15 protein-coding genes are annotated in these 19,293 nt (G+C 71.2%); 7 read left to right on the top strand and 8 right to left on the bottom strand.

Annotation, left to right across the window (positions count from 1 at the left end):
* The first annotated feature begins 87 nt into the window (after positions 1-87).
* The 5 genes from ACS5PV_RS21610 to hisG all read left to right on the top strand — a co-directional run bounded on the left by ACS5PV_RS21610 (position 88) and on the right by hisG (position 6,731).
* Positions 88-1,122, top strand: coding sequence for a bile acid:sodium symporter family protein (locus tag ACS5PV_RS21610; RefSeq protein WP_455397400.1), 1,035 nt, complete (start codon positions 88-90; stop codon positions 1,120-1,122).
* Positions 1,123-1,408: 286 nt separating this feature from the next.
* Positions 1,409-2,644 carry an O-antigen ligase family protein gene (locus tag ACS5PV_RS21605; protein ID WP_455397399.1) on the top strand — a complete coding sequence of 412 codons (1,236 nt, stop codon included), beginning with the start codon at positions 1,409-1,411 and terminating at the stop codon, positions 2,642-2,644.
* 133 nt (positions 2,645-2,777) lie between these two features.
* Positions 2,778-4,313 (top strand): histidine--tRNA ligase, encoded by a 1,536-nt coding sequence (gene hisS, locus ACS5PV_RS21600; RefSeq protein ID WP_455397398.1) that lies wholly within the window; start codon positions 2,778-2,780, stop codon positions 4,311-4,313.
* Between the two features lie 304 nt (positions 4,314-4,617).
* Positions 4,618-5,745, top strand: a complete 1,128-nt coding sequence (locus ACS5PV_RS21595) for an ATP phosphoribosyltransferase regulatory subunit (RefSeq protein WP_455397397.1) — start codon at positions 4,618-4,620, stop codon at positions 5,743-5,745.
* 11 nt (positions 5,746-5,756) lie between these two features.
* Positions 5,757-6,731, top strand: coding sequence for an ATP phosphoribosyltransferase (hisG, locus tag ACS5PV_RS21590; RefSeq protein WP_455397456.1), 975 nt, complete (start codon positions 5,757-5,759; stop codon positions 6,729-6,731).
* A gap of 40 nt (positions 6,732-6,771) precedes the next feature.
* Here the strand turns inward: hisG and ACS5PV_RS21585 are convergent, their stop codons facing one another.
* The 4 genes from ACS5PV_RS21585 to hemA all read right to left on the bottom strand — a co-directional run bounded on the left by ACS5PV_RS21585 (position 6,772) and on the right by hemA (position 11,566).
* Entirely contained in the window at positions 6,772-8,478 is a 1,707-nt protein-coding gene (locus tag ACS5PV_RS21585; RefSeq protein WP_455397396.1) for a pilus assembly protein TadG-related protein, read from the bottom strand.
* Complete coding sequence (locus tag ACS5PV_RS21580; protein WP_455397395.1) at positions 8,462-9,088, bottom strand: TadE/TadG family type IV pilus assembly protein; 627 nt, start codon at positions 9,086-9,088, stop codon at positions 8,462-8,464. The genes ACS5PV_RS21585 and ACS5PV_RS21580 overlap by 17 nt, the downstream gene beginning before the upstream one ends.
* Positions 9,082-9,816 carry a TadE/TadG family type IV pilus assembly protein gene (locus ACS5PV_RS21575; RefSeq protein ID WP_455397394.1) on the bottom strand — a complete coding sequence of 245 codons (735 nt, stop codon included), beginning with the start codon at positions 9,814-9,816 and terminating at the stop codon, positions 9,082-9,084. Before ACS5PV_RS21575 ends, ACS5PV_RS21580 begins: the two co-directional genes overlap by 7 nt.
* 481 nt (positions 9,817-10,297) lie before the next feature.
* Positions 10,298-11,566, bottom strand: coding sequence for a 5-aminolevulinate synthase (gene hemA, locus ACS5PV_RS21570; protein ID WP_455397393.1), 1,269 nt, complete (start codon positions 11,564-11,566; stop codon positions 10,298-10,300).
* Between the two features lie 244 nt (positions 11,567-11,810).
* Between hemA and ACS5PV_RS21565 the strand changes: the two genes are divergently transcribed.
* Together ACS5PV_RS21565 and murA are read left to right on the top strand one after the other, a co-directional pair.
* Entirely contained in the window at positions 11,811-11,990 is a 180-nt protein-coding gene (locus ACS5PV_RS21565) for a hypothetical protein (protein WP_455397392.1), read from the top strand.
* Between the two features lie 126 nt (positions 11,991-12,116).
* Positions 12,117-13,406, top strand: a complete 1,290-nt coding sequence (gene murA, locus ACS5PV_RS21560) for a UDP-N-acetylglucosamine 1-carboxyvinyltransferase (protein ID WP_455397391.1) — start codon at positions 12,117-12,119, stop codon at positions 13,404-13,406.
* Between the two features lie 48 nt (positions 13,407-13,454).
* On the opposite strand, the gene ACS5PV_RS21555 is transcribed toward murA, so the two are convergent.
* The 4 genes from ACS5PV_RS21555 to ACS5PV_RS21540 all read right to left on the bottom strand — a co-directional run bounded on the left by ACS5PV_RS21555 (position 13,455) and on the right by ACS5PV_RS21540 (position 19,260).
* Positions 13,455-14,444, bottom strand: coding sequence for a PAS domain-containing protein (locus ACS5PV_RS21555; protein WP_455397390.1), 990 nt, complete (start codon positions 14,442-14,444; stop codon positions 13,455-13,457).
* Positions 14,445-14,645: 201 nt separating this feature from the next.
* Positions 14,646-18,065, bottom strand: a complete 3,420-nt coding sequence (locus ACS5PV_RS21550; protein ID WP_455397389.1) for an acyl-[ACP]--phospholipid O-acyltransferase — start codon at positions 18,063-18,065, stop codon at positions 14,646-14,648.
* A gap of 179 nt (positions 18,066-18,244) precedes the next feature.
* The gene (locus ACS5PV_RS21545) at positions 18,245-18,517 is read right to left on the bottom strand and encodes a YiaA/YiaB family inner membrane protein (RefSeq protein ID WP_455397388.1); all 273 of its coding nucleotides are present in this window, start codon (positions 18,515-18,517) and stop codon (positions 18,245-18,247) included.
* Between the two features lie 44 nt (positions 18,518-18,561).
* Positions 18,562-19,260 carry a PspA/IM30 family protein gene (locus ACS5PV_RS21540; RefSeq protein ID WP_455397387.1) on the bottom strand — a complete coding sequence of 233 codons (699 nt, stop codon included), beginning with the start codon at positions 19,258-19,260 and terminating at the stop codon, positions 18,562-18,564.
* Positions 19,261-19,293: the final 33 nt, after the last annotated feature.

Raw genomic sequence — 19,293 nt, 5'->3', positions numbered from 1 at the left:
CGATAACTGTAATCCTGCGCCCCTGCGTACCCATCCGGGGCCGGTCCGATTAGGTAGGCGGGGATCCCTCCCATCATCCGGCCCGCCATGCTCTCGCGCTTCCGCCCCGACAACTTCACGCTGATGATCGTCGGCGCCCTGATCCTCGGCAGCCTGCTGCCGGTGCAGGACCGGGCGGCCGAGTGGCTGAGCGTCTTTGCCAACGGCATGATCGCGCTCCTGTTCTTCCTGCACGGCGCGCGCATCGACCGGCAGACGGCGCTCGCCGGGCTGGTGCACTGGCGCCTGCACCTCGTGGTGTTCGCCTCGACCTTCGTGCTGTTCCCGATCCTCGGCCTCGCCGCGGGCCTCCTGAGCCCGGCCCTGCTGACGCCGGCGCTCGCCGCGGGCGTGCTCTTCCTCTGCGTGCTGCCCTCCACGGTGCAGTCCTCGATCGCCTTCACGTCGGTGGCGGGCGGCAACGTGCCGGCGGCGATCTGCTCGGCCTCGGCCTCGAACATCCTCGGCATGTTCATCACCCCGCTCCTCGTCGCGGTGCTGCTCAACACCCAAGGGTCCCACCACGACTTCGACTGGTCGGCGGTGGGCAAGATCATGGCGCAGCTGCTGCTGCCCTTCGCCCTCGGCCAGCTCCTGCAGCCGCGGCTCGGCCCGTGGCTGACCCGGCACAAGCCGCTGACCATGGTGGTCGATCGCGGCTCGATCCTGCTCATCGTCTACATCGCCTTCAGCCACGCGGTGGTGACCGGCCTGTGGAGCCGCACCCCGCTGCCGGCGCTCGCCACCATGCTGGTCGTCGACCTGGTGCTGCTCGCGCTGGTGCTCGCCATCACGACGGTGGCGAGCCGCCTCCTCGGCTTCTCGAAGGAGGACGAGATCACCATCGTGTTCTGCGGCTCGAAGAAGAGCCTCGCCTCCGGCGTGCCGATGGCGAACGTGATCTTCGCCGGCCAGGACGTCGGCGGCGTCCTGCTGCCCCTGATGCTCTTCCACCAGATCCAGCTGATGGCCTGCGCGGCGCTCGCCCGCCGCTACGCCGCCCGCCCGCAGGCCGTGTCCGCCGCCGGGGAGGGCCCGGCCCGGGCCGGCGTCGCGCCGGCCGCCAAGCTCGCGGCGCGCTGATCCGGGTGGCGTCGATCCGGCGGCGTTGACGAAAGATTCACGCCGTCGCGGCATTCTCCAACCCGAGCCAAGTTGCGTATCGGCTCTGTCGAGTGTCCGGCCCCGTCGCGCGTTCCGCGGCGGGGTCGCGCCATTTCTCGGTCCTGTTCGATCGAAGGCGATGGGAGATACTACCGAACCCCGGACTTCGGTCGCTTTTTAAGTCTTCATTAGCCTTATTGCTTCAGCCGGCGCACACCATCCCGCCGCTAGCCTCCCGGGCGCCGTCACCCGAGGAGGCCGCCCGATGGCCACGTTCGTCCTGCCGCGCCGCGACCTCTCGGCGGTTCCGGTCCTGTCGCTGCTGCACGGCTTCGGCCACGCGCTGATGGCGGCGTTCATCTTCTTTGCCTGCTTCGCCTTCTCGGACACCTCGCCCTACGACATCGTGGCGATCCCGACGATCCTGCTCTGGGTCCTGCTCGGGGTGCGGCTCTACCGCGGCGCGGTGCCGGTCGTCATGGTCCTGCTCGTCTTCATCGGGGCGACGGTCGTCGCCCTGATGCCGTATCTCGACGAGGACCTCTCGGTGATCTGGACGGTGCAGCTCTTCTACCTCGTCATCACCGGCATCTTCTTCACGCTGTTCTTCTCGGACGAGCCCGACCGCCGGGTCGAGGCCGCCCTCAAGGTCTACACCGCCAGCACGCTGCTCAGCGCGGTCCTCGGCATCGGCGGCTATCTCGGGCTGATCGGCAACGAGGACCTGTTCTCCAAGTACGGGCGCGCCGCCGGCACCTTCCAGGACCCGAACGTGTTCGGCTCGTTCCTGACCCTCGGCGCGCTCTACCTGATGCACAACCTGCTCACCGGGCGCACCCGGCGCCCGCTCCTGTCGGGGCTCGGGCTCGGCATCCTGCTCGCCGGCGTGTTCCTGTCCTTCTCCCGCGGTTCCTGGGGCGGCACCCTGGTGGTGGCCGGCCTGATGGTGCTGATGGTCTACCGCACCAGCACGCGCGCTCTGCGCCGCCGCATCGTGCTCCTGGCCGCCCTCACGGCGGGGTTCGGGGCGGTCGCCCTCGTCGGGCTGCTCTCGGTCGGCAATGTCGGCGAGACCTTCGCCAAGCGCGCCGCCGTCACGCAGGATTACGACGAGGGCGAGACTGGCCGCTTCGGCAACCAGCTGCGCGGCATCGGCATGCTGGTCGAGGATCCGCTCGGCATGGGTCCCTTGCGCTGGCGCCGCACCTTCGACCTCGAGCCGCACAATTCCTACATCGGCGCCTTCTCCAACGGCGGCTGGGTCGGCGGCGTCGCCTTCGTGTTCCTGGTGCTGATGACGGCCCGGGTGGGGTTCCGGCTGATGAGCCAGGACACGCCCTACCGGCGCCACGCCCAGATCGTGGTCCCGGCCCTGCTGATGTTCTTCCTGCAGGCGGTGCAGATCGACATCGAGAAGTGGCGCCACGTCTACATGATGCTCGGCATCGTGTGGGGCCTGGAGGCGGCGCGGGTGCGGTGGCTCGCCGGCGGGGAGGCGTGAGGCGGGCATCGGTTTGCAGGCGCCGGCAAATGGGCTAGAGCCCGGCGAACCCCGTCTCCGCGTCCAGCCCGCGCCCGTCACCGTGACGGGCCGCCCCGGCCGCGCCGACCGTTTGCCGTCCTTGCGAGACCCGATGTCCAAGCCCGCGAAGGCCGAGAAGGCCGCCACCCTCAAGCCCCGCCTGCCGCGCGGCCTCGTCGACCGCGGGCCGGTCGAGATCGCCGCCACCCACCGGATGCTGGACAAGATCCGCGAGAGCTTCGAGCTCTACGGCTTCGAGGCGGTCGAGACCCCGTTCATCGAGTACACCGAGGCGCTCGGAAAATTCCTGCCAGACCTCGACCGGCCGAACGAGGGCGTGTTCTCGTTCCAGGACGACGACGAATCCTGGCTGTCGCTGCGCTACGACCTGACGGCGCCGCTCGCCCGCTACGTCGCCGAGCATTTCGACGCGCTGCCCAAGCCCTATCGCAGCTACCGCGCCGGCTACGTCTTCCGCAACGAGAAGCCGGGCCCGGGGCGCTTCCGCCAGTTCATGCAGTTCGACGCCGACATCGTCGGGGCGCCGACCGTCGCGGCGGATGCCGAGATCTGCATGATGGCCGCCGACACGCTGGAGAAGGTCGGCATCGGCCGCGGCGACTACGTGGTGAAGGTCAACAACCGCAAGGTCCTCGACGGCGTGATGGAGGCGATCGGGCTCGGCGGCGCCGACCAGGCCGGGCGGCGCCTCACCGTGCTGCGGGCGATCGACAAGCTCGACCGCCTCGGGCCCGACGGCGTGCGCCTGCTGCTCGGCCCCGGCCGCAAGGACGAGAGCGGCGACTTCACCAAGGGCGCCGGCCTTGCCGACGAGGCGATCGAGCGCATCCTGCGCTACGTCGCGTTCCAGGCCTCCCCCACCGAGGGCGGCGACCGCCTCGCCTTCTGGGAAAGCTTCTTTCACGGCTGGGGCGAGGTCGTCGGGGAGTCCGAGACCGGGCGCCAGGGCATCGCCGAATTGCACGCGATCATGAAGCTGTGCGAGGCGGCGGGCTATGGCCACGACCGGGTGCGCGCCGACCCGTCGGTGGTGCGCGGCCTCGAATACTACACGGGGCCCGTCTTCGAGGCCGAGCTGACCTTTCCGGTGGTCAACGAGGACGGCCAGACCGTGCGCTTCGGCTCGGTCGCCGGCGGCGGGCGCTACGACGGCCTCGTCGGGCGCTTCCGCTCCGAGCCGGTGCCGGCGACCGGGTTCTCGGTCGGCGTCTCGCGCCTGTTCTCGGCGCTCCAGGTGGTGCGCAGCCCGATCGTCTCGGGTCAGGCCGCGCCCGGCCCGGTGGTGGTGCTGGTGCTCGACCGCGAGGAGACCGCCGCCTACCAGGCTCTCGTCGCGGCGCTCCGCCAGGCCGGCATCCGCTCGGAGCTCTATCTCGGCGCCTCCGGCATGAAGGCCCAGATGAAGTACGCCGACCGCCGCGGCTCCCCTTGCGTCGTCATCCAGGGCAGCGACGAGCGGGAGAAGGGTGAGGTCCAGATCAAGGACCTGATCGAGGGCGCGAAGGCGGCGGATGCCATCGCCAGCAACGCCGAGTGGAAGGCCGCCCGGCCGGCCCAGTTCTCGGTGCCGGTGGGCGAGATGGTGGCGCGGGTGCGCGAGGTGCTGGGGCGGCATTACGGGGGGTGAGGGGCGCGACACCCTTCATGACACCCTCCGGGTCATCCTGGGGCCCGGCGCAGCCGGGAACCCGGGATCCATAACCGCTGACGATGCCGAACGAGGCGGTCGGCGTTCCGCTTCATCCTGTACCCTCAGCGGTTATGGATCCCGGGTTCCGCTGCGCGGCCCCGGGATGACGGGGAGGAGTGTTGAACAAGGAGCGCGCCTGCCGCCCGTCGGGTCATCATGGATCACTCCGTACACCCCCACGGTCGCCAAGCCCGCCCGCGGCTGCTACACGGCCGTCCGAGTTTCACAGGTATCGTGACCAATGACGGGTAACGGAGCCGCGGCCCCCCGGCCGGCGGCGGCGCACGAGGCGCTTCTGGCGCTGTTCGAGGACCGGGGCTACGCGCGGGTCGAGCCGCCGGTCCTGCAGCCGGTCGAGCCCTTCCTCGAATTGTCCGGCGAGGACATCCGCCGGCGCATCTTCATCACCCAGGACGGCGCCGGGGCGGAGCTGTGCCTGCGGCCCGAATACACGATTCCCGTCGGGCGCCATCACCGCGCCGTCGCCGACGGGCAGGCGGCCGATTACAGCTATCTCGGGCCGGTCTTCCGCCTGCGGGCGGCCGAGCCCGACGAGTTCCACCAGGCCGGCATCGAGTCGATCGGCCGGACCGACGTGCCGGCGGCTGATGCCGAGATCCTGGGCCTTGCCCTCGACGGGCTCGACCGGCTCGGGCACCGCGACCGGCAGGTGCGCCTCGGCGACATGGGGCTGATCACCGCCCTCCTCGACGCGCTCGCCGTCCAGCCGGCGGCCAAGCGCCGGACGCTCCGGGCGGTGGCCGCCGGCCGCTCCCTCGACGCGATCGCCGCGCCCGTCGCGGTCGATGCGGCCCATGCCGGCCTCCTCTCGGCCATCCAGGGCCAGGACCCGCAAGGGGTGCGCGCCTTCGTCGAGGACGTGCTCGCCATCGCGGGGATCAGCCGGGTCGGCGGCCGCACCGCCGGCGAGATCGCCGAGCGCTTCCTCGCCAAGGCGGCGGCCCACGCGGAGGGTGGCGCCGGCCTCGGGACGAAGGCCCGCGAGGTGCTCGATTCCTATCTTGCCCTCACGGGTGATCCCGACGCCGCGGCGTCCGCCGCTCGCGACCTCGCCCGCCGGGCCGGGCTCGACGATCCCCGGCTCGAGGCGGCGCTCGCGCTGTTCGAGGAGCGCAACGGCTTCATCGCCGCCCGCGGCCTGCCGCTGGAGCGCTTCGCCTTCGCCGGCAGCTTCGCGCGCAACCTCGACTACTATACCGGCTTCATCTTCGAGGTCGCGCAGGACGGCGAGAAGCCGGTGGTCGGCGGCGGGCGCTACGACGGCCTGCTCCAGCACCTCGGCAGCACGGACGCCCTGCCGGCGGTGGGCTGCTCGTTCTGGCTCGAACGTTTGGGAAGTGCGCGCTGATGGGCGACACGATGATGGATGGCCCGCTGGTCCTGGCGGTGCCCTCGAAGGGCCGCCTGCAGGAGAACGCCGCCGCCTTCTTCGGCCGCGCCGGCCTGACGCTGGCCCAGACCAGCGGCGCCCGGGACTATCGCGGCCGCCTCAAAGGGGTGGACGGGGTCGAGGTGCGCTTCCTCTCGGCCTCCGAGATCGCCGGCCAGCTCGCCTCGGGTGCGGCCCATCTCGGCATCACCGGCGAGGACCTGATCCGCGAGACCCTGCCGGATGCCGCCGGCCAGGTCGAGCTCCTGACGCCGCTCGGCTTCGGCCAAGCCACCGTGGTGGTGGCGGTGCCGCAGGCCTGGATCGACGTGCGCTCGATGAGCGACCTCGACGAGGTGGCGAGCGACATGCGGGTGCGCCACGGCCGCCGCCTGCGCATCGCCACCAAGTACGTCAACCTGACCCGCCGCTTCTTCGCCGAGCACGGCGTCGCCGATTACCGCATCGTCGAGAGCTTAGGCGCCACCGAGGGCGCGCCGGCCTCGGGCAGCGCCGAGATCATCGTCGACATCACGACGACCGGCGCCACGCTCGCGGCGAACGCCTTGAAGATCCTCGACGACGGGGTGATCCTGCGCTCGGAGGCGAACCTCGTCGCCTCGCTCGCCGCCTCCTGGAGCGAGACCCCGCGGCGCGCGGTGCAGGCGGTGCTCGGCCGCATCAGCGCCGAGGAGCGCGCCCGCACCACCCGCGAGGTCCGCGCCGGCATGCCGGCCTCGGGCGAGATCGATCTGGCGGGCTTGGCCGCCCTGCACGAGGCCGAACTGCCCTACGGCGCGCCGGAGGGGCGGGGCGAGATCGTGCTGCGCTGCCCGGCGGACGCGGTGTTCGGCCTTGCCGACGCGCTGGTCCGGGCCGGCGCCCAGGCCGTGAGCGTGCGCCGGATCGACTACGCCTTCGCGGCAGAGAACCCGCTGGTGGAGCGGCTGCTGGGGCGGCTCTGATCGGCGCGGGAGGCGATGCCTCCCGCTCCGGCTCGCGGCGCTACCGGGTCAGCCGCAGCTTGCCGATGCTCGCCGCGATCGCGTTGAAGGCCCCGATGAGGCTGTTCCCGTCGTTCGCCTGGAAGTACTGGTTCGGCGACGCGCAGGTCTTGAGCAGGTCGATGCCCTGTGCGTCGATCGGGTCCGACGAGACGCTGAAGCCGATCGTGTAGACCGAGACCTTGGCCGGGTCCGCCTTCGCGTTGGCGCAGGCGAGCTTCGTCAGGGCGTCGAGGGCGTTGCGCGCCTGCGTACCGTTCGCGATGTTCTGGTTGGCCGGCGGGAAGTGGATGTCGGCGTCGCTGCCATCGGCGTTGACGAAGTACCCGTTCGAGGAGAGCAGCGACTTGTTGTAGGAGCGGCTGTTGTCCGTCCAGGTGTTGGCCCCGTCGGTCATCAGCACGATGATCTTGCTGACCGCCTCGTTGCTGTAGGCCGACCCGTCGGCGAAGACGCTCTTGGGCGAGATGGTGCGCCAGCCCCACATCAGCCCCTCGTGGATGTTGGTGCTGCCGCCGGCGATCATGTTGTCGATCAGCGTCGTGAGCACGCTGGCGTTGCGCGTCAGCCGCTGCAACGGCTGCGTGCTGCATCCGAAGTTCGGTCCGATCACCACGCCGTCGCCGATGCTGCCGGTCCGCGCGTTGCGCGGAGCCTTGTACTTGCACGAGCGGCTCTGCGCCGTGGCGTACGGCCCCGTGTTCGGCAGCTTGGGGCAGGTGCCGTCGGTCGTGCCGTCGTCGTCGTCGATGTAGCTGTTGATGCTGAGGCTGCCGTAGGCGGACGCGATGTAGCCGGCGGGCGTGCCCGCGCCGCCCTCGTCCGGGGCGAGGTAGGGCATGTAGAGCGAGGCGTCGCCGTTCGTCGCCATGTCGCTCACGTTCTGCGGATAGGGCAGCGACTCGAAGCAGCCGGCCCATTTCCAGCTCGGCACCACCTCCTGCAGCTTCGCGAAGATGTCGAACCGGCTCGCGAACCCGGCGGTGGCGGTGCCGGAGAAGTTCGTCCAGTGATAGGGGGACTTGCCCTGCGTATCGACCCAGCCGGCATTCCGGTAGGTGGCGGAATCGACCGCGACCGCGGAGGAGAACGGGACGATCGCGATCCTGGTATCGGTGGCGAAGTTCTGGTTGTTGAGCACGTAGGTGACGAATTTCTTCGCGGCCGAGCGGAGGGCGGAGATCTTCGATACGCCGTCGTTGCCGGAGTTGTTCATCGATCCGGTATTGTCGAGGATCAGGGCGATCTCGAAGGTCCGCGGCATCGGCGTGGCACATTGCGCGCGGGCGGCCGGATTGATTCTGGACGTGCCGGTGATGCGGCCGAAGAACACGGTCGAGAGCTTGTGCGCCGTCAGCGTGATCTGGCGCGGGTTGCTGGTGATCGCCAGCGGATCGACCACGAGGCCGTCCTCTCCCATCTGCCCGATCAGGGTCGTGCGGGCGAGCGCGTCGAGGTCGGCATTCGTCGTGGTCAGCGGGGTCTGGCACAGGAGAAGCGAGGTCGCGTCGGTCGCGGCCTGCAGCTTGGTCTCCACGCGCATCGCCACGCCGTAATCGACCGCCGCGCCGGCAAAGATCAGCATCGGCAGCAGCAGGAACGCGAACAGGATCGTGAGATTGCCCCGGCGATCGCCGGGAAAGCCGCGCGCCTGGTCCGCGGCGCGGCGCGCCGCCGCCCGGGCCGCGGCGTCAGGGTGCCGAGCCATCGCAGGCCTTCGGGTTCGAGCCGGGCAGGACGACCTCCGTGAAGGTGTTCGTCCCGTAGGTCTGGCCGCCGCGGATCGGCCACGGGACGGCGGCGGTGAGCGTGATCTCGCTGCTGGCGCCGTTGACGAGCTTGACCAGGGCGCCGCCGATCATCGGGGCGTAGGTGCCCTTCACCTCGACGAGGACGTAGCGCATGCCCTGGGTCTGGTAGCCCGGCGGCACGGTCAGGTCCCGGGCGGGGCCGATCGCCCGCGCCGCGGTCCCGGAGGCCGTGGCGGAGCAGACCTGCGGCACGAGCTCGAGCTTGGCGGGATCGACGCCGAGCGCGCTCACGGCGATCTGCACGCCGGAGGCATCGAACGGGCGCAGCACCCGCGGGGCGATGGCCAGGATGTCGGTCATCGCGCTCGCGCCGAACGGGTTCTGCGAGTCGCCCTGCGACACGAGGTCGGCCACGGTCCGGGCGAGCAGCGTGAGCTTGCGCCAGTTGTCGAAGGCGCGGGACAGCTCCGACATGCCGACGAGCAGGAGCAGCATCACGGGCAGCAGCAGGGCGAATTCGAGCGTGGCGGCGCCGCGGCGGTCGCGCAGGAAGCCGGGTCTCAGCATGCGCCCGCTCCGGTCACCTGGTACGGCTCGGTGCGGAGCACGGCCGTCGAGGTCAGGAGGCTCCATCCGTTGTCGGCGCCGCCGGTGAACTGCCGGGTGACCAGGCCGAGCAGGTTGAAGAAGGTCGGGACCGGGACGGCCGCGGTGACGACGATGATGGTCCCGGGCTTGGCGCAGGCGTAGTTGGTTCCGAAGCTGGTGCTCCAGGTGCCGGTGCCGGTATCGAGCGGCTGGACCGGCGCGGCGCCCGCGAACGTGCTCGCCGTCGCCACGTCGATCCTCACCTTCTGGCAGTCGAAGACGGTCACCACGTTGGCCGAGGCCGATCCGCACATCGTCGCCCTGAGATTGGCGAGCAGCGTCGGCGCGTCGGTCTTCCCGGCATTGGCGAGCTGGAACTGGCCCGTGAGGATCGTCCTGACGCCGTTCTGGACCGCGCGATCGAAGTTCTGGGCCGCCCAGATCTGGAACGCGACCTGGATGATCGCCCCCACGAGGCCGAGGAAGGGCAACGCCACCAGGGCGAATTCGACGGCGGCGCTGCCTCGTCGATCGGCGGCGAGCCGCCGGACCCGCGGCCAAGCCGGGTTCGCTCCGCATCTCCACCGAGGCGCGTCCGTGAAGTGCCTCGCAACCAGGTATTGTAGACTTTGAACGCGCCGGCGATCGTCGCGAGGTCGTCTGTCCCGGGAAAAAGACTCGGCCGTTGCCGTCCTATGCCGGGACATAAAAACACTTTCAGCTCAGCCTGGTGACGCGCTGAGGCGAATAAATGCCCACAGGTCTAAACCAATGGTGAATGTTTCGCGATTTGGAATTGTATTATACTGAATGCTCAACCACAGCTCGAAAAAATCGAGAGGGTACAAGCTGCGTCTGTCGGGCTCGGGACGGCGAGTTCATGTCCGGGTTCTGGAGGCGAGCCGACTCGATCGGCGAGTGCCGGAAAGCGCCCGGATGGCCCGCGCCCGCCTCCGCGATGAAGACAGGAACTGCGGACATGCCGGATCTCGCACGCGCCAGGCGGAGCCCGCGGCGTCGTTCGGCGCGCTGACCGCCGGTTTCCGCGGCAGGGGAGGTCGATCGCGGCGTCTGCGACAGGCGACGTCGCCCCGCGGCCCTCTCCCGGCCCCGCCGCTCGCAAGGCCGGCCGCGAACCGTCGCGAGATCGGATCGCCGGCCGATGCCGGGACGCCCGCGAGGGGGCGCCTACTCTGCCGCCTCGACGAACACCGTCCCGGCCCGCGGCAGGTTCAACGCGTCCCACACCTCGACCAGGGCTTCGCGGAGCGCCGCGATCTGCGCCTCGCCGTGGAACGGGGAGGGGGTGATGCGCAGGCGCTCGGTGCCCCGCGGCACGGTCGGATAGTTGATCGGCTGGATGTAGATGCCGTGGCGCTCCAGCAGACGGTCGGCCGCCGCCTTGCAGGCCTCCGCGTCGCCGACCATCACCGGGACGATGTGGGTGTCGGTGGGAAGCACCGGCAGGCCGGCGTCGAGCAGGGCGGCCTTGGTGCGGGCGGCCTGGCGCTGGTGCGCCTCGCGCTCGAGGCTCGACTGCTTCAGGTGGCGGATCGACGCGATGGCGGCCGCCGCGATCGCCGGGGGGAGCGCGGTGGTGAAGATGAAGCCCGGGGCGTGGCTGCGCACCGCGTCGCAGAGCGCCGCCGAGCCGGTGATGTAGCCGCCGACGCAGCCGAAGCCCTTGGCGAGCGTGCCCTCGATCACGTCGACCCGGTGCATCACCCGGTCGCGCTCGGCGATGCCGGCGCCGCGGGGTCCGTAGAGGCCGACGGCGTGGACCTCGTCGAGATAGGTCATGGCGCCGTAACGGTCCGCCAGATCGCAGATCCTGCCGATCGGCGCGACGTCGCCGTCCATCGAGTAGACGCTCTCGAAGGCGATCAGCTTCGGCCGGTCGCCCGCGGCGGTCAGGAGTTCCTCGAGATGGGCGAGGTCGTTGTGGCGGAAGATCTGCTTGTCGCAGCCGGACTGGCGCACGCCCTCGATCATCGAGTTGTGGTTGAAGGCGTCGGACAGGATCAGGCAGTCCGGGATCAGCTTGGCGATCGTCGAGATGCCGGCCTGGTTCGAGACGTAGCCGGAGGTGAAGACGAGGCCCGCCTCCTTGCCGTGCAGGTCGGCGAGCTCGCGCTCCAGGTCGACGAGCGGCGAGTTGTTGCCGGCGATGTTGCGGGTGCCGCCGGCGCCGACGCCGCAGCGCTGCGCGGTCTCGGTGAGCGCCGCCACCACGGCGGGGTGCTGGCCCATGCCGAGATAGTCGTTCGAGCACCACACGGTGATCTCGCGGGTGCCGATGCTGCTGCGCCACAGGGCGGTGGGAAAGCGGCCGTTGATGCGCTCGATGTCGGCGAAGACGCGGTAGCGGCGCTCGTCGTGCAGGCGCGTGAGCGCGCCGCGGAAGAGGGCCTGGTAGTCGGTCGCGCTCTGACGGGTCTCGGGCCGGGTCTCGGGCATCGTGGTCCTTCGCGGGGCTGGCCGGAGGGTTAGTCCGGGGCGGGACCGGGCGGGGCTCCCGAAACGGAGCCCGTCCGCGCGGGGGACGACCGTCAGGCCGGGTCCACCGCTGGTCGCGCCTTGATCTCGCTCAAATGCGACGGCTTTGTCTTTTGAAAAAGTCGAGGGCGAGGTCGGCGTTCTGCCGCCTCCCGCACGGGCACGGAAGCGGGAAATTGGTCATGGCGACGAAGGGTCGCGCGCGATGAGCGGGCGGGACGAAGGAAACGGGCAGGACGGCCGGCAGCCGACGCGGGACGAGCGGCTGAAGGCGGCTTTGCGGGAGAACCTGCGCCGGCGCAAGGCGCAGGTGCGGGGCCGCGAGGCGGCCGAGCCGGCAGCTGAAGCCCCGCCCGCGGATCGAAAGTCCGGGGACGAGCGTTGACGCTCAAGCGTAGCGGTAGCATCGCTGCGGTGCAATAAACGGGTTTTCGGAATCCGGGTTTTCGGAATCGCAGGGCGCGCCGGTCGGGCGCGCGGGACGCGCCGCGGCGCGAGGGACGTTGTCACCATGGATCGCATCCACATCGTCGGCGGCCAGCCGCTTCACGGGGTCATCCCGATCTCGGGCGCCAAGAACGCGGCGCTGCCGCTGATGATCGCCAGCCTGCTCACCGGCGAGACGCTGGAGCTGTCGAACGTGCCCCGGCTCGCCGACGTCGCCTCGCTGCTGCGCATCCTCGGCAACCACGGCGTCGACCACATGGTGGTCGGCAAGCGCCCGGGCCAGACCACCGAGGCCGGCCAGACCATCCGGCTCACCGCCTCGAACGTCATCGACACCACGGCGCCCTACGACCTCGTCTCGACCATGCGGGCGAGCTTCTGGGTGATCGCGCCGCTGCTCGCCCGATTCGGCGAGGCGCGGGTGTCGCTGCCGGGCGGATGCGCCATCGGCACGCGCCCGGTCGACCTCCTGCTGATGGCGCTGGAGACGCTCGGCGCCACGATCGAGATCGACGGCGGCTACGCCGTGGCGCGCACCAAGAACGGCCTGCGCGGCGGCGAGATCAAGTTCCCGAAGGTCACGGTCGGCGGCACCCACGTCGCCCTGATGGCGGCGGTGCTGGCCCACGGCACCACGGTGATCGAGAACGCCGCCCGCGAGCCGGAGGTGGTGGACCTCGCCGCCTGCCTGTCGCGGATGGGGGCGAAGATCGAGGGCGCCGGCACGCCGCGCATCGAGATCGAGGGCGTGTCGCGCCTCTCGGGCGCCCGCCACGCGGTGCTGCCCGACCGGATCGAGACCGGCACCTACGCCATGGCGGTGGCGATGACCGGCGGCGACGTGACGCTCGAGAACACCCGGGCCGACCTCCTGCACAGCGCGCTGGACATCCTGGCCACCACCGGCACCGAGGTGACGCCGCTCGACCACGGCATCCGGGTGCGCCGCAACGGCCACGGCATCGCGGCGGTCGACGTCACCACCGATCCGTTCCCGGGCTTCCCGACCGACCTCCAGGCCCAGTTCATGGCCCTGATGACCAAGGCGAAGGGCCAGTCGCGCATCCGCGAGACGATCTTCGAGAACCGCTTCATGCACGTGCAGGAACTGGCCCGCCTCGGCGCCAGGATCCGGCTGGAGGGCGACGTCGCGGTGGTCGAGGGCGTCGAGCGGCTGAAGGGGGCGCCGGTGATGGCGACCGACCTGCGCGCCTCGGTGTCGCTGGTGATCGCCGGGCTCGCCGCCGAGGGCGAGACCCAGATCAACCGGGTCTACCACCTCGACCGCGGCTTCGAGGCGCTGGAGGCCAAGCTCGTGCGCTGCGGCGCCGAGATCCGGCGCGAGCGCGTGTGACGATCGTCGCTGCCGGTCCCGCCTCCAGCGGGGCCGGCGCCGCGGCGGCTACTTGCGGTAGACCGCCATCGCGTTGCCGTCGGTCAGCATGAACACGATCCCGGCCTCCCGCAGCGCCGCGATGGCGGCCCGGCGGGTGCGGGAGGTCAGGGCCTCGCCGTTGTCCTCCAGGCGGCGGATCGAGGAGAGCGAGAGGCCGCTCTGGGCGGCGAGATCCTGCATCGACCAGTCGAGCAGGCCGCGGGCGGCGCGCAGATGCCGGCCGTCGATCCCGCTCTCGAGGCCCTGCCGCACCGGCTCGTCGAGGGAGGCGGCCATCGGCCCGTCGAACCGCGCGACCATGATCGCCCAGCTGCGGATCGCGTCGCGCTCGTCGCCCTCGTCGCGCAGGGGCGCGTAGGCGAAGCGGAAGCGCGCCTCCCCGCCCTCGGCGAGGCGCAGCGCCTTGCCCATCACGAAGGGCCGGCCGGCCTCCAGCAGCGTGCGCACCTGCTCGCGCGCGCGCGGCCGGTCGTCGGGGGCGATCACCCGGCAGCAATCGTCGCGGTACTCGTCCTGCGTGAGGCCGGTCAGGGCCAGCACCTCCTGCGAGCCGACGCGCAGCGCGGGATCGTCGACCGCCGCGTGGATCCAGGACTGGGTCTGCTCGAACAGGGCCCGCCGGCGGCGGCGCTCCTCCGCCTGCACGGCGGCCAGGCGCTCGCGGTCGGTCACGTCCAGCACGGTGCCGGCGGCGGCCCGCGGCCGGCCGTCCGGGTCGTGGTAGATCTCGCCGCGAAGGGACAGGATGCGCAGCGACCCGTCCGGCCGGATCACCCGCACCGTGCAGTCGGGCAGGGTCCCGCTCTGGATCGCCTGCGCCGTCGTGGCGAGGTCGAGGCGGTCGTCCGGGTGCACCAGCGCCAGGAGGTTGGCGTAGCTCGGCCGGATCGCACCGGGATCGAGGCCGAGCAGGCGGTACAGGCCGGGCGACCAGACGTGCTCGTCGGTGGCGAAGGTCCAGCCCCAGCTGCCAGTCAGGCCGTGGATCTCGAGCAACCGCAGGAATTCCCGCGAGGAGAAGACGGGCCGGTCCGATGTGCCTGACAGTAAGGGAGACATGAGGCGATCCTGAACAGCCGTGCGACGCCGGTCCGGGGGCAAGTCGATTCCCCGAGTATACTGGCGCCCCGGCTCTTCCGTCGCGACGCCCCGGCACCGCGAGACTGATGCATACGCTGCCTCCCAGCCGCCCCTAGGTCAAGCCGCCGCCTCCGCGGGCTTCGTCCGCTCGGCGGCGAGCCGGGTCACGGCCGTGAAATCGACCTTGCCGGAGCCGAGCTGCGGCAGCCTGTCGACCGTCACGATCTCGGCCGGGACCGCGAGCTCGCTCAGGCCGGCGGCGCGGGCGCGCGTCTGGAACGCGGCGCGGGTCGCGTCCGCCTTCTCGGTCACCAGCACCAGGCGCTCGCCCTTGCGGGCGTCGGGCAGGGCGGCGACGGCGCTCGCGGCGTCCGGGTAGAGCTCGGCGGCCAGCGCCTCGACCGCCGACAGCGAGATCATCTCGCCGCCGACCTTGGCGAAGCGCTTGGCCCGGCCGCGGATGGTGACGAAGCCCTCCGGGTCGATCGTCACGATGTCGCCGGTGTCGTGCCAGCCCTCGGGCGGGGCCTCGAGCACGCCGGGATTCTCGGCGCGCAGGTAGCCGAGCATCACGTTGGGGCCGCGCACGAACAGGCGCCCGCCTTCCGCGACGCCCGCGACCGGCTCCAGCCGCGCCTCCATGCCGGGCATGATCCGCCCGACCGTGCCGAAGCGGTTGAACATCGGCGTGTTCAGCGCCAGCACCGGCGCCGTCTCGGTGACGCCGTAGCCCTCCAGGATCCGCAGGCCGAACTTTTCCGCATAGGCCTTGCGGGTCGCGGGCTTCACCGGCTCGGCCCCGGCCAGGATGTAGCGCAGCGAGCGGAAATCGTAGGCGTGGGCGACGCGGGCGTAGCCGGCAAGGAACGTGTCGGTGCCGAACAGGATGGTCGCGTTCGAGCCGTAGACCAGCTCGGGCACGATCCGGTAGTGCAGCGGCGAGGGGTAGAGGTAGACCGGCACGCCGGAGACCAGCGGCAGCACCAGCCCGACCGTCAACCCGAACGAGTGGAACACCGGCAGGACGTTGAACACCTTGTCGGTGCGGCCGAAATCGATCCGCGCCTGGGCCTGGGCGGCGTTGGCCAGCATGTTGCGGTGGGAGAGCACCACGCCCTTCGGCGTGCCCTCGCTGCCCGAGGTGAACAGGATCGCCGCCGGGTCGTCGGGCTTGCGCGGATGGAGCGCCTGGCGCCAGCCCAGCAGCCCGCGCAGCTTGTCGAGCCGGCCGACCTGCCCGCGGACGTCCTCCAGGTAGACGATGGTCAGGCTCTGGCCCAGCGCCTCCAGGAGCGCGTCGAGGCGGCCCTTCTGCACGAAGGCCCGGGAGGTGACGATCGTGTCGACCTCCGCCGCCTTGCAGGCGTTGAGGATGTTGGTCGGGCCGGCGGTGAAGTTGATCATCGCCGGCACCCGGCCGGCCGACATCAGCCCGAGCACCGTGACGGCGGCGGCGTTGGCGTTCGGCAGCATCACGCCGATCGCCCGGCCCTGCGGCGCCAGCGGCCCGAGCTTTCCTCCCAGCACCCGGGCGCCGATCAGCAGGCGGCGGTAGGTGAGCTTGCCCGACACCGGATCCTCGACCGCGACGCGGCCGGTTCCCTCGCGCTCGGCGGCCTGGACCACCGCGTCGAACACCGTGCGGTCGACCGGCGCGGTGCGGAAGATCAGGTCCGACATCACCCCGTAGAGCGCGGCGCCCGCGGCCTGGCGGCGGGCCTTGCCCTTGAGCGCGGGATCGAGGTCGAGCCGCACCGGCTCCAGCACCGTCACGGTGAATTTCGGCCACCAGCGCCGGCGCACCTGGGCGCGCGACAAGCGCGAGAACACCGTGTGCTCCGGCCCCTCGATCTTCACCGGCACCACCGGCACGCCGGACTTGTCGGCGATGAGGCCGGCGCCGTCATAGACCTTCATCAGGCTGCCGGTGACGGTGAGCCGGCCTTCGGGAAAGATGATCAGCGTCTCGCCGGACTTCACGGCGTTGATGAGGGTGCGCGTCGCCATCGGCTTCGTGGGATCGAGCGGCAGCGCCCGGGTCAGCCACAGGAAGGGACGCACCCACCATTTCTGCGCGATGGCGTGGTCGATGGCGAAGGTGGGATCGCGCTCGGTCAGCGACAGGGCGAGGCCGGCATCGAGGAAGCTGACGTGGTTGAGGGCGATGATGGCGTTCGGCCCCGCCTTCTCGACGTTCTCGATGCCGCGCACCTCCAGCCGGTAGAAGGCCCGGAACAGGATCGACAGGAAATCGCGAAAACCGCTGGTTGGCAGGACCAGGAGGATCGCGATCCCGGCCAGCAGGTTGGCGATGCCGACGATCAGGAACTGGCCGGCGGAGGACAGCCCCGCCTTCTGGAGCACCGCGAGGCCGACCGCGCCGAGGACGATGAGGGCCGCGGCGAGCACGTTCGAGGCGGCGATGACCCGGGCGCGGCGCTCCTTCGGGGTCCAGGCCTGGAGCGCGGCGAAGGACGGCACGATGAACAGGCCAGCCGCCGCCGCCAGCAGGACGAAATCGAGGGCGATCCGCGCGCCGCGCCAGGAGCCGAGGAAATCGAGGGCGCCAACGGGCGAGAGGGGCGGCACGCCGGTCGCGGCGACGTGGGCGAGATCGAGGGAGACGAGGCCCATGATCAGCGCCGCGATCGGCGTCGGCAGCATCACGATCCGCCCGGCGCAGAGCCAGGAGGCGAGGCCCGATCCGAGAGCCACGCCGACCGAGAACATGGCCAGCAGCGCCGTCACCACGGTCTCGTCGCCGCCGAAGGTGCCCTTCACGAGCGCGGGCAGCAGGGCGAGCACCACGGCGCCGACGAGCCAGAACCAGCTGGTGATGACGCCGGTGCGCCACAGCCGCGTGTCCGCGTAGAGATCGCGCATCAGGCCGCCGGTCGAGCGCAGCACGTTGCGGTCGACGGTCAGCGTAGGTGCCGCCTCGCCAGTCTTCGGGATCAGGAGGCTCGCGAGCCAGCACAGGACGGCAAAGCCCATCACCAGGAGCCCGAAGGCGTGCGCCCCGCCATGGGTGACGGCCAGGCCCCCCGCGATGGTGCCGGTGAGGATGGCGAGGAAGGTCGCGGCCTCGATGAGCGCGTTGCCGGCCGGCAGTTCGGCCCGTTCGAGGTGATCGGGCAGGATGCCGTACTTGATCGGCCCGAACAGGGCCGCGACGATCCCGAACAGCACGAGCGCCACGAACAGGATCGGAACCGAGGCGAGCCAGAAGCCGAGCACCGCGACGCCCGCCGCCACGATCTCCGCCGCCTTGAGGCGCCGCGCGATGAACGCCTTGTCGTAGCGGTCGGCCAGTTCCCCGCCGAGGCCCGAGAGGAAGAAGAACGGCGCAATGAAGGCCGCGCCGGCGAGCGTCACCAGGGCCGCCGAGCCGCCATCCGCTCCGCCGCCGACCCCGCCCGCCCCGAACATGATCAGGAACACCAGGGCGTTCTTGAGGAAGTTGTCGTTGAAGGCGGAGAAGAACTGGCACCAGAACAGGGGCGCGAAGCGCCGGCTGGCCATCAGCGATCCGGACATGGAGAGCGTTCCTCGCTCGGTGACGGGTGGGCGGATGGGCCGGGCGCCGCCGCGGCAGGAGACGAAGCCCTTAGCCGGGAAACCCTAACCGGCTTTGCCGCCGTGGTCTCGGGGTGATCCCCTCTGGCGATCCCTTGCGGCGATCCGATGTCGGGGGACGGCCTGCCGGTGGAGACGGTCTACTCCTTGCCCATCTCCATCAGCAGGCGCTCGGCCCGGGCATCCTCAATGCGGTTGACGAGGCGCTTGCCCTCGTGGACGTCACGCACGGTCTTGACGAGGGTGATGCAGGACTGGACCAGCATCGTCACCCCCATGGCGAGGTAGCCCTTGGTCCAGAGATCGAGGGGCAGGAACAGGATGCCGCCGGCCACCATGGTGGCGGCGCCGATGAAGGAGGCGTAGGTGAAGGCCACCCAGGCGGAGGTGTGCTGCGAGGTCTGCGAGGTCATGGATGGGGTTTCCTCGAAAGCGTGAGACGGTGGGTGGGCCGCGCTCAGGCGGCGTTGGTCCGAGCCTCTGCTTGAGCGCGCAGGCGCTCCATCACGCGGCCGGCGCTCGGGCGGGTGCGCGGGCCGAAGCCAGCCTCCTCCAGGCGCTCGCACAGGGAGTCCGGTGCCGCCGCCTCGATGATCGCCAGCGCCTCGTCGGAGGCCGCGTCCGCGGCCTGGGCCTCGCGCAGGCGCCGCAGGGTGGCCTGCGCCTCGGCGAGCGCCGCCGGGCTCCCGAGGCCCTGCCCGCGCCGGGCCCGCAGGCGCTGCACGGCCTCCGCCGCCCGGGCGATGCGCTGGCCGCGTTCCAGTTCGGCGAATTGCCGGCTGCCCTTGCGCACCGCCCGGCGCAGGGCCGCGACCTCCGCCGCGTAGGCCGCGCGGGCCGCCTCCAGCCCTTGCGCCTCCTCCTCCATCTCGGCCAGCGCCTCGGCGGCCTCGGTCGCCAGGTCCTCGCGCCCGCCGGTGAGCGCCGCGACGGCGCTGGCCTCCAGTTCGGCGATGCGGGCGGTAAGCGCGGCCTGGCGCTTCCCGTCGGCCGCCTCCTGGGCGATGGCGCGCGCCAGCGTCCGGCGGCTGTCGTCGAGGGCGGCGGCCGCGTCGCGCAGCTGCTGCTCCAGGATCAGGAAGGCGTGCTGGTCGTGAAGGTCCTCGGCGGCCCTTGCGGCGGCGCCCCGGACGAGGGTGGAGAGGAGGTTGAGCATCGGTGGCTCCGCTGGCGTGAACGTTGTTCACGA

The organism is Methylobacterium sp. Gmos1, from assembly GCF_053764715.1.
Note: the sequence above shows the minus strand (reverse complement) of the source record. Positions and strands in the feature narration are given on the sequence as shown.